The organism is Ruegeria sp. CDSA077 (assembly GCF_059612265.1).
In genome coordinates, this window is sequence record NZ_JBXWQG010000002.1 from 1 (window position 1) to 12,307 (window position 12,307).

Here is a 12,307-nt window from a genome sequence, read left to right on the forward strand (position 1 = left end):
GCGTCCGGCCGTCTCTCCAACCCGTCCCACCGTCTCTCCAGTGTGTCCCAAGCGCCTCAGCAGCGCCGGTGAAGGGGGTTCTAAGCATTACAAACATACACCGCAAGCGGAAAATCACACCCTGAGCAACTTTTTTGCACTTTCTTATTTTACTCAATAAATTCAGATAATTAAGGTGGTAAATTCGACCGATGCACCCAGGAAAGCCGATTATCACGCCTAAGGCATCCACACCGCGTTCCGTACGAGCTATGCCTGATATCAACATATTGTTGAGTTCCCCACGTCTACTACAAGACTCGTATGAGTCGTCGGGTATGAAACACACCCGCACCGAGTCGGAATTTGCCTGCACGCGGTTGGAAACGAGGATGCACCGGCAAATACTTTTCACCCTCTCTTGCGAAACGCTCTGGATTGCGTTCAGGTCACCTGACTAGTTACATACTGGCACGCAGCGAGATGACACGAACACACGCCGCCATCTTCCCACGCATATGCACCGTCGGCTTTGACGGCCTGCTGGTCTCTTTCGCCGAAACCATGGCCGAGCCATCGAACCGGGCAGCATTGGCGTTTCGAGCTGCGGTGGATTCTGAACGGTGGGAAGGTGTCATTGAAACCTCAGCGACGCTAGCGTCGACTTATATCCGATTTGAACCATCCCAGTTTGCCCACGCAAACCTTCGCGAACGGGTCGAGCAGCTGCTGCGGCGGCAGGATTGGTACAAAGCGCCACTCCCCCAGGGGCGCAGGTTATGGAGTGTCCCCACGGTTTATGGCGGCGCGCTTGCCCCTCAATTAGATGAGGCAGCGGCTGCGGCCAGGCTGTCCCCCGATGAAGCCGCTCATCGATTGAGCACCACAACCGTCCGCGTCCTGACGATCGGATTTGCTCCTGGTCAGCCATATCTTGGCCCGCTCGGCCCCGAGTTCAACATACCGCGCCTCAATAAGTTGACCCCGATGGTGCCCGAGGGCGCTTTGGTATTGGCGATTTCGCAATTTGTCCTTTTCTCGGGGCCCTCACCAACCGGGTGGCGACATATCGGCCAAACCGCTTTTCGCTGTTTTCGTCCTGAAGCACAGAACAGCTTTGCCCTGAAACCCGGCGATGAAATGCAGTTCGTGTCAGTCACGCGCGAGGAACTAGAGGCGATACGCGCCAAAGACGTTGATGGATCAGGCGGCGCGACCTGTCAGGAGATCGCGGTTTGAGCCTGTCTGTCCTGCGCATAGGGCCTGCTTGTACAATACAGGACCAAGGCCGCCACGGATATCTGGATCAAGGGCTTTCCCGATCTGGCGCAGCAGATTTACTGGCCCTGCACGAAGGCGCCGCATTGTTGAGACAAAGTCCTAAACTTGCCGCGCTTGAAATGGGCGGAATGGGCGGTGAGTTTGAGGCCACTCATCCCATACAGATTGCACTGACGGGCGCACCGATGCAGGCCAGTATTGATGGCGCTGCCATTTCGTGGAATGCCTCTTACCGCCTTGAGACCGGACAGCGGGTGATAGTCGGGGCCGCCACACGGGGAACCTATGGATATTTGCACCTGGGCGGCGGTATTGAGGTGCAGGAGTTTCTGGGATCCCGCTCAACTCACCTTACTGCCAAAATCGGGCGCGCCCTACAGGCCGGAGACAGCTTATCCGCCGGGGCTGCGTCACAGCAGGCAGGACAGAAGCTGCGGGCTGAAGATCGGTTCTCGGGCGGTTCGCTGCGGGTTGTGGCCAGTTTTCAGACCGAACTGTTCGACCGGCAAACGCTGGACCGCTTTTTGCGCACGACATTCACTCGCGGGTCCCGCGCAAATCGCATGGGGATGCAGTTGGAAAGCGACGGAGAGGGCTTCGCCGCGAAAGGGCAGCTGAATATACTGTCCGAGGTCATCACCCCCGGCGACATTCAGATGACCGGCACCGGCAACCCCTTTATTCTGCTGCCTGAGTGCCAGACAACCGGCGGGTATCCCAGAATTGCGACCGTCCTTCCCTGTGACCTGCCGCGGGCTGTGCAAACCCCGGCGGGCGTACAGCTTCAGTTCAGGCTGGTCGAAATGGACGAGGCCATTTCCCTGCAGGCGGCTTTTCAAAGAGAACTGACCAACCTGCCTTCCAAGGTCGAACCGCTGATCCGTGATCCTCATGACATTGCTGACCTGTTATCTTATCAACTGGTCAGCGGAATGATCTCTGCCACAGACTAAGGAGTTTGCCGATGCCCAGCGTAGATCTTAATGCCGATATGGGGGAAAGCTATGGCCCCTGGAGCATGGGCGATGACAAAAGCCTGTTGCGGATTATCACTTCGGCCAACATTGCCTGTGGCATTCACGCGGGCGATCCGGACGTCATGGCGCAAACGATGACTCTGGCTGCGGAAAACGGTGTCGGCATTGGCGCGCATCCCGGCTTTCCTGACCTACAGGGATTTGGCCGCCGCAATATGAAAATACCCCATGATAGCCTGCGAAATCTCGTTCGGTATCAGTTGGGATCGGCGATCGGTATGGCAAACGCCGTTGGAACGCAGGTCCGGCATCTGAAGCTGCACGGTGCATTGTCTAACATGTGTTCGGTCGATATCGACATGGCGCGGGCCTGTTATCAGGGCGCGCTGGACGTGAACCCGGATATCATCATCATGGTGCTGGCCGTCACCAAGCAGGAAGAAGCCGTTCGGGAATTGGGCTGCAAGTGGGTCGGCGAGATCTTTGCCGACCGCGCCTATAACGACGATGGCACTCTGGTCGACCGAAGCTTGCCCGGAGCCGTCATCCACGACCCCGAAATTGCAGGGCCTCGAATTCTGGAAATGGTCCGCGAAGGGGCCATCATTACCGAAACCGGCAAAAGGCTTGAAACCGCGATCGACACGATCTGCCTCCATGGGGATGGACCAACCGCCGTTCAGATTGCGCATTCGGTCCGCGAAAACCTGATCGCGGGCGGGGTCGAGGTGACAAAGTTCCTACGGTAATCCCGCGGGTGCATTGCTTCCGCTCGTACTCAGACTGTTGCCGAGGCTGAATTCCCTCCCTAGCATGTCAGCAAGCATATGTTCTGAATACCACAATCCCGGCAACGAACCGCACCTGGTTTGCCTAGTCTGGGCAAGGAGTAACTTTATGTCTTTTGATTTAGCGTCTTACGAACCACGCGGCGACAAGAAGAATTCGGACTTCTTCAACGAGTATTTGCCAAAAATTTACGAACGCCGTGCCAGCTCTGGTGTCGCCCAGCAGGTTGGGTCCATGCGCGCTGTCGTGCTTCAGGTCGAAACTGACGTTCTTTTCGACACTCTGGTCGAGCTGTATGTGATGTCGCCATACCGCCACACGGCCAGCTATCTTGGACGGACGCATAAATACTCGGTCCTGCATTCACACCTGGACTACCCGGCGCTCATCGTGATGGCTCCGCTTAGCCCGACATTCGAAGACTTCATCCCGCGCATCAACCGCATGTACCCGTTGGCACGAAACACGCCGCAAACGCGCTATGTTGGCGAAGTGTTTGGCGCCACTGACCTGAACACGCTGACCAAAACGCTGGAGGATCAGAATATCCGGTTCGAATATTCCGGCGACACCGAGAACCCGTTTTACACGCTAAAGGGCCTTCGGTTCACCACCCCTTCTGATTTCACCTGCAACCGGGTCGGTTATTCAACGCTGGATTTCAACGATACCGACAGTTTGGGTCTGGGCGACAGGGTATTGCTCAGCAGCGCAGAACAAGCGCGACTGGATGAGGCTGCTGCCTTTGGCGCCGATAGCAATATCTCTTCACTGATGTTGGGCATCGACCATCTGGCGACACGCGTTCTGGCTGGTGAGCGCGAGGATGCGATCCTCGAATTTCTGACGATGGTGCCCTACTATTTCTGGGGGGCGTACAACATTTTCGACATGAATTCGTCGACCAATGTGAACCGCAATGCCGGTGTGGATGATGACAAGAAATCCCCGGCCAAGGTATTTACAGCCAATAATACGCCTTCGTTTGTAAACTCTTTTGCCAAACGGCCCATGCCAACCGAGGATTTCGTCCGCAATTTCGGACGTCGGCTGCATCACATGGCGATCGAGATTCTGGACGGCGATCACGGTGCGGGCGAAAAGAATGTGGATTTCGTTGTGAACACTCTGAAAGACCAAGGGGTGCCATTCCTGGCCCATGTGGTTGGAGAGTGCAAAGACGATCCGAACCTCAAGCAGATCTTCTCAAAACACTCGAAGAACACTCTGCTGATCACCGAGTATATCGAGCGCTGTCATAAGTATGATGGGTTCTTTACCAAAGATAACGTCGCGGCCCTGACTGCGGCCGCCGGTCAGGATGAGCAATATCAGCACGGCCACGTATTCGACTAACCTGATCCCTGCCGCCTACTACGGCACGCTCGCTCAGCAAAAAAAAGGCCAAGGAATTCCGTGGCCAGACCCATCCAGGAGAGTATATGTCGGGTCTTATGACGGCCCGATCATGAAACAGGTGACATTGCGGGCCTGAAGTCTGCGGCAGGCCAGATCGGCTTGCTCTCGGGTCATGCCCTGGAACGTCGCATCGAACCCGCGTGAGTTTTGATTGACCTTGCGCAGCGTGCCTTCCAATGTGGTCATTTCCGACAGGGCCGTTTTCAGTAGAACCTTTTCAGCCTCGTACCGGGTCGTATAGCGCCCCACATTCACGCCCCACAAATGACCGCCAGAGGTCGACAAGCGTGTGACGATTTCCTGCTCTGGCTCGGGCTGTTCTGCCGAGGCCAGCACCAGATCATCCGTGCGTACCGTCGGGCGCGTCGTTCCTTCGGTCGGCGTCTCTACACCGGCCGAGGCGATGGCTGCGGCGATACCGTCCTGAATCCGCGCGTCGTTCTTGGCCGCGGTTGCGGCGACGTTGTTCGCCACTAGAACGGTACTCCCCCGCTGGGGTCGAAGAACCGGTCGCAGGCTTCTGGTGGGCGCGCCGCTTACGCTGGCGACTTTCGCATTCAAACCTGCATTACCGGCATAGGCCGGCCGGGCTGGTTTGCGGATCGGCGCGCGCGACGGGGCGCGGCGGAAACCCATGTCCAACAGCTCGGCTACTTTGGCATTGCGCGATGCGCCGGATTTGCCACCAAAGACAGTCGCGATGATCCGTTCGTCCTTGCGCTTGGCCGAGGCAACCAGATTGAACCCAGCTGCACGGGTATAGCCCGTCTTGATCCCATCCGCACCGCGATAGGCCGCTAGCAGGCGACGGTTCGTATTGGGAACGGTTTTGATCCCCGCATTCGTGGATTGGCGCGAAAACAGGTTGTAATATTGCGGGTAATCATACAGCAGATGCCGCCCCAGCGTGGTCATGTCCCGTGCGGTCGACAGATGTCCGGCCTCGGTCAGACCATGTGCGTTCTTAAAGGTTGTACGGCTCATTCCCATCGCCTTGGCGGTACGTGTCATGCGGCGCGCAAAGGCGGCCTCGGACCCGCTGAGGGCAACACCAATGGCAGTGGCTGCGTCATTGGCCGACTTCACCGCCGCCGCACGGATCAAATAGCGGAAAGCAATCTTCTGCCCCGAACGCAAACCCAGCTTTGAAGGCGGTTCAGAGGAAGCCTTTTTGGTGATGGTCACCTGCGTATCAAGAGTGATTTCGCCGTTTCGAACCGCTTCAAATGCGATGTACAGTGTCATCATTTTGGTTAACGAGGCCGGATGGAGGCGTGTATCGGCGTTTCGGGAATGCAGCACTTCGCCCGTTCGCGCGTCGATCACCATCGCCGCATATGGTGCAGCAATGCCCTGCGCCGGAGCGAAGGAAAACAACAACAGGAATGCTGCAAGGAATACGCCCATAGGGGCCGGAACTGTCCGCCGTACCTGCACGATTTTTGCCTCTGTCTACCTCAGGCCGCCGGGTTTTCCCGGTCAGCTACTATTTATTTTATTACCCATCAGCGTAGCACAGCACCCCCGCGAAAGAAACCGAAAGCTCATAACTTTAACGCTTTCAGCGTATGTCAAAGACCCACTAGATGTGGCGGTGCAAACGGCGGCGCACCGCTAAACATGCCATTTCGTCAAGACTGTGTCGTCGACCGGCCCCTATTTTCGGAAACTGCGACCAAATGGCAACATCAACTCAAAGAGCGAACAAGCGCCGTCAATCCACCAAGATCGGGCAATTCGTGGTATCTGGAACTGTCGGTCGGCACGTCGGCCTGCTCGATCTCCCAGACCAGCCCATGCGGCACGTATACACCCCAGCATCCGGCCTGAATCGGAGCAACCACATCGGACCGCATCGAATTTCCGACCATCATAGCCGCAGCGGGCCCCTCGCCATGCTGCGCGAAGATTTGGCGATAGATTTCCGGTGTCTTCTCGGACACGATTTCTACCCCGTCGAACAGATCGCCCAAACCGGACTGCGCAAGTTTGCGTTCCTGGTCTATCAGATCGCCCTTGGTGATAAGGATTACGCGGTGGGTGTCGGCAGAGCTTTCGATGGCCTGCCGGGCATAGGGCAACAGCTCGATCGGATGGGCCAACATCTCTTGCCCCGCTTTGATCAGTTGGCGAATGACCCCTGCAGGAACACGGTCTTCGGTCACTTCGATCGCCGTTTCGATCATGGAGAGGGTGAAGCCTTTGATTCCATACCCATAATGCCGGATATTGCGTTTTTCGGCAGCCAGCAATCGGCCCATCAAGTGATCCGATTCGGCATGATCTGATAGCAGGTCGACAAAATGTGCCTGCGTCAGCTGAAAGAACCGTTCATTATGCCACAGCGTGTCATCGGCATCGAACCCGATTGTGGTTAGTTTTTCGCCCATTTGGATAACGTCCTGCTGGCTCTTTTATCTGACGCATTGGACGTTATATAAGCGCACAGATAAACCGAAGCCTGAATCGGACGTTTGCGCCTAATGTTTGAGAACCAATGGATGATGTCTGACAAACCGGACGACGATGCAGATTCGTCGATCCTGGTACAGACGCGCCCCAAGACCAAACGCCCGCCGCTGTACAAAGTGCTGCTTTTGAATGACGACTACACCCCGATGGAGTTTGTCGTTCACGTATTGGAACGTTTTTTCGGCATGACCCACGCAGAGGCGTTCGAGATCATGCTAACCGTCCACAAGAAGGGCGTCGCCGTTGTTGGTGTCTTCAGTCATGAGATTGCCGAAACCAAGGTCGGGCAAGTCATGGATTTTGCTCGCCGCCATCAACACCCCCTGCAGTGCACTATGGAACGCGAAGAGTAAGGCGACGCCTGACCTCTTTTCGGAATTGCCAATGTCCCCTCGCCTAGATCTTGCCTTGCAAAGCGGCCTTGAAATTGCGCAACCCCTGTCCGTGATTGGGCCAACGCCCGAGGAAGACCTCGCTGGGCTGGCTTCAGATACGCAGGTAGTCCAGCCATTCAAGCCGTTTCACGACCATTTTGCGGATCACGGGTTCAGGGCCACGCCCGAGGCCGATGACCTGTGCCAGGACGCCATCGTTTTCCTGCCGCGTGCCAAGGCTTTGGCCCGCAGCCTCGTGTATCAGGCTTGCAAGCGTTCGGCCGGATTGGTTGTGGTCGACGGCGCTAAGACAAATGGCGTCGACAGCCTGTTGAAGGATATTCGCAAACGCGTAACCGTGCAGGGGCCCATCGCAAAAGCACATGGCAAGATCTTTTGGTTCCAGTCCGACGTAAACGCGTTCGAGGACTGGGCCGCACCCGCCACCCAATCCGCCAACGGATTTCAGACAGCGCCCGGAGTATTTTCTGCAGACGGGGTCGACCCGGCCTCAGTAATGCTGCTTGCTGCCCTGCCTGAAAAACTGGGCGATCGGGTCGCCGATCTGGGGGCCGGCTGGGGATACCTGTCCGCAGGGCTAATGGGTGCAAGGGGGCTGCAGGAATTGCATCTGGTCGAGGCCGATCACATCGCCCTGCAATGTGCTCGTGCAAATGTAAAAGACGACCGTGCACAGTTCCACTGGGCCGACGCGGTCACCTGGCGCGCGCCTGAGCCGCTGGATACGGTCATTATGAACCCGCCGTTTCACACATCGCGCAGTGCTGATCCCACGTTGGGTCAGGGATTTATCAAATCTGCTGCGCGCAGTCTGACACGGGGCGGTTCCCTTTGGATGGTCGCCAATCGACACCTACCCTATGAAATTACGCTGAACGAGGCCTTCGCCCAGGTGAAGGAAGTGACCGGGGACAATCGTTTCAAGGTCTTCCACGCCTCTCGCCCTCGGCGGTGATACCCGCTAACCTGCACCGCACATCAGGAGAACACGCATGTCCTTTTCCATAGCCGGCAAGACCGCGATCGTCACAGGTGGTGCAAATGGTGTCGGATTGGCCATCGGACGTCACTTCGCGGATGCCGGGGCCAATGTCATGTTCGCCGACATGGATGAAAAACGACTGGCCAATGAACTGGGCGAGCAGGCAGATGACAGCAACATCCGTTTCTTCGCCGGGGATCTGCGTGAAAAGCTGACGATTGCGAACCTGCTTTCGGCCACGATTGACGCTTTCGAACAGGTCGACATCCTGATAAATGGCTCGCGACAGGTTATTCCGTCTGATCCATTGGACATGGAAGACGACTCGGTCCGCACCTTGTTGAACCAGAACCTGATGCCTGCCTTGCGACTGAGCCAACTTGTTGCCAAACGGATGATCAAGCAATCCGGTGATGATGAAAACGAAAACCCTGCGGGATCCATCATCAATTTATCTTCGATTGCTGCCCGTCGCACCCATCCCGATCTGATGGCCTATTCGGTGTCTACAGCAGCGCTTGATCAGTTGACCCGGTCCCTGGCCGTTGCCCTTGCCCCAAACCGCATCCGCGTGAACTCGATCGCGCTGGGATCGGTGATGAGCGCTTCGCTGCAATCCACGCTCAAGGAAAATCGCACATTTCGGGATGATATCGAAAAGCACACACCCCTTTCCCGGATTGCCGCGCCAAACGAACTGGCCGAAACCGCACAGTACCTTGCCTCGGACGCCGCAGGTTTCATCACTGGACAAATCCTAACCATTGACGGTGGACGCACTTTGCTGGACCCCGTCGCAGCCCCGGCCCATTAAACAGATGTTCGATACTGAAAAAGCCACCGCCGCAGCCTGGTTTCGTGACTTGCGCAATGAAATCGTAAACGCTTTTGAGCAGCTTGAGGATTCCCACGACACCGGACCTTTTTCCGATGCTCAACCCGGTCGTTTCGAAGTCAAAGAGACCAAACGGCATTCCGATGACGGGGCGGACGCCGGTGGCGGTTTGATGTCCGTGATGCGCGGCGGCCGCGTGTTCGAGAAAGTCGGCGTCAATGTCTCGACCGTATTCGGCCAGCTCGGGGAACGGGCGCAACAGGCAATGGCTGCCCGAAAAGGCATTCCCGGAATGACCGAGGACCCGCGGTTCTGGGCCTCGGGTATCAGCCTGGTTGCCCATATGCAGAACCCGCACGCTCCTGCTGTTCACATGAATACGCGCATGTTCTGGACACCTCACGCCTGGTGGTTCGGCGGCGGATCAGACCTGAATCCCTGTATCGAATATGACGAAGACACTGCCCATTTCCACGCAACCCAGAAGGCCCATCTGGACCCCCACGGACCGGGCCACTATCCGCGTTTGAAAGAGTGGGCCGACGAGTATTTCTTTATCCCGCACCGCAAGCGCGCCCGCGGTGTCGGCGGTATCTTTCTGGATGACTATTGCACCGGAGACTGGTCATCGGACTTTGCCCTGACACAGGATATCGGGCGGGCCTTCTTGCCAGCCTTTCTGCCTTTGGTCGAAAAGCGCAGGCAACAGAGCTTTGACACCGCCGATAAGGATACCCAACTGATTCATCGCGGGCTCTATGCCGAATACAACCTTGTCTATGACCGCGGAACCAAATTCGGGCTAGAGACCGGGCACGACCCGGACGCAGTGCTTATGAGCCTGCCGCCCTTGGCCAAATGGGTCTAGCGCCTGACCTGCCCCTGCAGTGCTTTTTACTTCCGGGGTTTCAGAACCCGAAATCCATGAAATTGTCAGAGCAATTGCGCTGCGCCGATGCCGCTGACATGTTCTCGCCAACGCGTTTGACAGTAACCGAATAGCCCGGCGTCGTATCAACCCCTTCGGGCGCAGTCAGCGAGAATTGCACCGTCCGTGTCTGTTTGTCATAGGCCCGGGTTATGTAAATACGCTGGTTCGATTTGGTTCTAAGCGTGCGTATCGCAAAATCCCCGATCCCGCACCAATAGGCCACTGGCGCAGAACTGCCGCTGGTTGAAACCTCGTAAACGCCATTGTCACGTGGTGTCACTGTCGTTCGGAATGCGGGGTTTATACCGACCCCGAACCCAACAGCCTGGGCCATAGCAGGCACCATCATCAGCGTTAGAATACATGTTGATACAAAGTATTTCATGGTGCTCGACCCCGGACAAAATGGTTTCCTTGGGAAATCATAGAACAGATGCGCTTTCCGTAAAGCGCCGTTTCAATTCTCAAAGTGCAGCCGCCCACCAACATCCTGCGGTGCCAGCGCCACGGTTTTGATCACCGCAAAGCAAGGTTTACCCGCAGCAAGCCCAAGGGCTTCAACCGAACGTCGGGTGATCCGAGCCAGAATAGTCCCTGCAGGTGTAATGACAGAGACGATCGCACCGGGGCCTTCCCCCGCTCGGATCGTATCAACCCTGCCCTCCAGTACATTCAGCGCTGACAGGCCCTCGGGCCGCTTACTGGCAAGGATCACCTCTTGTGCGGGGATGCGAATACGCAGGCTTTCACCGACCTTATGGGGAATACGCGGCAGAAATAGGCGCGCCTCTTCGGCTGCCAACTCGGTCAACCCGTCTGCATGGTGAGCTGATACCTGCACCTGAAGCACCGCACCAACGGCTCTGACACCGAGCGGGGCCACAGAAGGATCAGCCATCACTTCGGAAGCCGGGCCTTGCCGAACCACCTTGCCGTCCTGCAGGGCAACGACAGAAGTTGCCAGCCGCGCAACTTCGGCTGCCGAGTGGGTCACATAAAGGATCGGCACCGAAATCTCATCCCGAAGCCGTTCGAAATAGGGCAGTATCTCGGCCTTCCGCGCATCATCCAAAGCGGCCAGAGGCTCATCCGCGAGGATCAGACGCGGGCTGGCCAATAAGGCGCGGCCTATGGCGACACGCTGCTTCTCGCCACCTGACAAGCTCAGTGGACGACGGTCCAAAAGATGCCCGATCCCCAACATTTCAATCACCTTATCGGGGTCTTCGCGCGGCACGCTTTTGGGCGCAAACCAGCGCCCATAGGACAGGTTCTGGCGCACTGTCAGATGCGGGAACAGCCGTCCTTCCTGAAAAATATACCCCAAGCGGCGTTTATGCGGAGGCAGCCAAAGGCGCTTTTCCGTATCGAACAACGTCCACCCGTCCACGGATACGCGACCAGCTTTGGGATCCAGCAATCCCGCAACAGCGTTAACGATTGTCGTCTTACCGGCGCCGGACCTTCCATACAGAACCGTCACCCCGGCAGGCGCATCAAATTTGGCATCCAACTGAATACCTGGCAGATCATGTTGCAGATTGACGGAAAGGCTCATGTCCCCGACACCCTTGCCGCGGCGCGACGACCGACAAACTCTGACAACAGCAGCGCCCCCATCGCGATGATGACCGATATCACCACTAGCCGCATCGCCGCCGCCTCACCACCCGGAACCTGCAGAAACGCATAAACGGCCGATGGCAACGTCTGTGTCTGTCCAGGTATGTTCGAAACAAAGGTGATCGTCGCGCCGAACTCACCCATGGCTTTTGCAAAGGCAAGGATGGTCCCGGCGATCACCCCCGGCAGAATCATCGGCAAAGTTACGGTGACAAAAACCCAAAGACGCGAGGCACCCAGCGTGGCTCCGGCCTGTTCGAGCTTAGGGTCGACGGCTTCGATCGAAAGGCGAATAGCACGGACCATCAGCGGAAACGCCATGATCCCAGCGGCCAGCGCCGCGCCGGTCCAGCGAAACGCAAAAACAATTCCAAGCCCCGCCAGAGGTCCACCAATCGGGCCCTGAATACCAAAGGTCAATAGCAGCAGATATCCCGTAACAACCGGCGGCAGGATCAATGGCAAATGCACCAACCCATTCAACACTTGTCGCCCGGGAAAGCGCCAGCGTGCCAGTGCATAGGCAACGAATACACCAAAGGGCAAAGTAACCAGCGTTGCCCAGAAAGAGACACGCAGCGACAATTTCAGCGCCTCAAGTTCTTCCGGTCCCAGCCAACCCAT

13 protein-coding genes are annotated in these 12,307 nt (G+C 57.0%); 8 read left to right on the forward strand and 5 right to left on the reverse strand.

All coding sequences use genetic code 11. The features are described 5' to 3' along the window. Window positions 1-462 precede the first annotated feature (462 nt). From AC2FLE_RS07195 to AC2FLE_RS07210, 4 genes are all read left to right on the forward strand, one after another. Entirely contained in the window at window positions 463-1,218 is a 756-nt protein-coding gene (locus AC2FLE_RS07195; RefSeq protein WP_496696121.1) for a 5-oxoprolinase subunit B family protein, read from the forward strand. After that, entirely contained in the window at window positions 1,215-2,213 is a 999-nt protein-coding gene (locus AC2FLE_RS07200) for a 5-oxoprolinase subunit C family protein (RefSeq protein WP_496696123.1), read from the forward strand. Before AC2FLE_RS07195 ends, AC2FLE_RS07200 begins: the two co-directional genes overlap by 4 nt. Before the next feature lie 11 nt (window positions 2,214-2,224). Beyond that, on the forward strand, window positions 2,225-2,986 hold the full coding sequence (locus AC2FLE_RS07205; protein ID WP_496696124.1) for a LamB/YcsF family protein: 762 nt from the start codon (window positions 2,225-2,227) through the stop codon (window positions 2,984-2,986). Window positions 2,987-3,134: 148 nt separating this feature from the next. Further along, window positions 3,135-4,382: a hypothetical protein gene (locus AC2FLE_RS07210; RefSeq protein ID WP_142635923.1), complete on the forward strand. Its 1,248-nt coding sequence runs from the start codon at window positions 3,135-3,137 to the stop codon at window positions 4,380-4,382. 96 nt (window positions 4,383-4,478) lie between these two features. On the opposite strand, the gene AC2FLE_RS07215 is transcribed toward AC2FLE_RS07210, so the two are convergent. Together AC2FLE_RS07215 and AC2FLE_RS07220 are read right to left on the reverse strand one after the other, a co-directional pair. After that, on the reverse strand, window positions 4,479-5,852 hold the full coding sequence (locus AC2FLE_RS07215) for a D-alanyl-D-alanine carboxypeptidase family protein (protein ID WP_142635921.1): 1,374 nt from the start codon (window positions 5,850-5,852) through the stop codon (window positions 4,479-4,481). A gap of 281 nt (window positions 5,853-6,133) precedes the next feature. Then, the gene (locus AC2FLE_RS07220; protein WP_496696126.1) at window positions 6,134-6,835 is read right to left on the reverse strand and encodes an HAD family hydrolase; all 702 of its coding nucleotides are present in this window, start codon (window positions 6,833-6,835) and stop codon (window positions 6,134-6,136) included. 93 nt (window positions 6,836-6,928) lie between these two features. Between AC2FLE_RS07220 and clpS the strand changes: the two genes are divergently transcribed. Genes clpS through hemF form a run of 4 tightly spaced genes read left to right on the forward strand, consistent with a single transcriptional unit; the run spans window position 6,929 to window position 9,997 of the window. Then, window positions 6,929-7,270, forward strand: coding sequence for an ATP-dependent Clp protease adapter ClpS (clpS, locus tag AC2FLE_RS07225; RefSeq protein WP_142635917.1), 342 nt, complete (start codon window positions 6,929-6,931; stop codon window positions 7,268-7,270). 31 nt (window positions 7,271-7,301) lie between these two features. After that, the gene (locus tag AC2FLE_RS07230; RefSeq protein WP_496696128.1) at window positions 7,302-8,267 is read left to right on the forward strand and encodes a class I SAM-dependent methyltransferase; all 966 of its coding nucleotides are present in this window, start codon (window positions 7,302-7,304) and stop codon (window positions 8,265-8,267) included. A gap of 37 nt (window positions 8,268-8,304) precedes the next feature. Then, on the forward strand, window positions 8,305-9,108 hold the full coding sequence (locus AC2FLE_RS07235) for an SDR family NAD(P)-dependent oxidoreductase (RefSeq protein WP_142635913.1): 804 nt from the start codon (window positions 8,305-8,307) through the stop codon (window positions 9,106-9,108). A gap of 4 nt (window positions 9,109-9,112) precedes the next feature. Further along, window positions 9,113-9,997 (forward strand): oxygen-dependent coproporphyrinogen oxidase, encoded by an 885-nt coding sequence (gene hemF, locus AC2FLE_RS07240; RefSeq protein ID WP_496696131.1) that lies wholly within the window; start codon window positions 9,113-9,115, stop codon window positions 9,995-9,997. A gap of 40 nt (window positions 9,998-10,037) precedes the next feature. Here the strand turns inward: hemF and AC2FLE_RS07245 are convergent, their stop codons facing one another. The 3 genes from AC2FLE_RS07245 to modB form a co-directional block, all read right to left on the reverse strand. Then, the gene (locus AC2FLE_RS07245) at window positions 10,038-10,445 is read right to left on the reverse strand and encodes a hypothetical protein (RefSeq protein WP_496696132.1); all 408 of its coding nucleotides are present in this window, start codon (window positions 10,443-10,445) and stop codon (window positions 10,038-10,040) included. Between the two features lie 72 nt (window positions 10,446-10,517). Further along, window positions 10,518-11,618, reverse strand: coding sequence for a molybdenum ABC transporter ATP-binding protein (gene modC, locus AC2FLE_RS07250; RefSeq protein ID WP_496696134.1), 1,101 nt, complete (start codon window positions 11,616-11,618; stop codon window positions 10,518-10,520). After that, a complete protein-coding gene (gene modB, locus AC2FLE_RS07255) occupies window positions 11,615-12,307 on the reverse strand; it encodes a molybdate ABC transporter permease subunit (protein ID WP_142635905.1) in 693 nt (230 codons plus the stop codon). The genes modC and modB overlap by 4 nt, the downstream gene beginning before the upstream one ends.

Bases quoted from the DNA above. Each gene is read 5' to 3' on its own strand.
- AC2FLE_RS07195 (WP_496696121.1), top strand. From the start codon at position 463: ATGACACGAACACACGCCGCCATCTTCCCACGCATATGCACCGTCGGC.
- AC2FLE_RS07205 (WP_496696124.1), top strand. From the start codon at position 2,225: ATGCCCAGCGTAGATCTTAATGCCGATATGGGGGAAAGCTATGGCCCC.
- AC2FLE_RS07210 (WP_142635923.1), top strand. From the start codon at position 3,135: ATGTCTTTTGATTTAGCGTCTTACGAACCACGCGGCGACAAGAAGAAT.
- AC2FLE_RS07215 (WP_142635921.1), bottom strand. From the start codon at position 5,852: ATGGGCGTATTCCTTGCAGCATTCCTGTTGTTGTTTTCCTTCGCTCCG.
- AC2FLE_RS07220 (WP_496696126.1), bottom strand. From the start codon at position 6,835: ATGGGCGAAAAACTAACCACAATCGGGTTCGATGCCGATGACACGCTG.
- clpS (WP_142635917.1), top strand. From the start codon at position 6,929: ATGTTTGAGAACCAATGGATGATGTCTGACAAACCGGACGACGATGCA.
- AC2FLE_RS07230 (WP_496696128.1), top strand. From the start codon at position 7,302: ATGTCCCCTCGCCTAGATCTTGCCTTGCAAAGCGGCCTTGAAATTGCG.
- AC2FLE_RS07235 (WP_142635913.1), top strand. From the start codon at position 8,305: ATGTCCTTTTCCATAGCCGGCAAGACCGCGATCGTCACAGGTGGTGCA.
- hemF (WP_496696131.1), top strand. From the start codon at position 9,113: ATGTTCGATACTGAAAAAGCCACCGCCGCAGCCTGGTTTCGTGACTTG.
- AC2FLE_RS07245 (WP_496696132.1), bottom strand. From the start codon at position 10,445: ATGAAATACTTTGTATCAACATGTATTCTAACGCTGATGATGGTGCCT.
- modC (WP_496696134.1), bottom strand. From the start codon at position 11,618: ATGAGCCTTTCCGTCAATCTGCAACATGATCTGCCAGGTATTCAGTTG.
- modB (WP_142635905.1), bottom strand. From the start codon at position 12,307: ATGGGTTGGCTGGGACCGGAAGAACTTGAGGCGCTGAAATTGTCGCTG.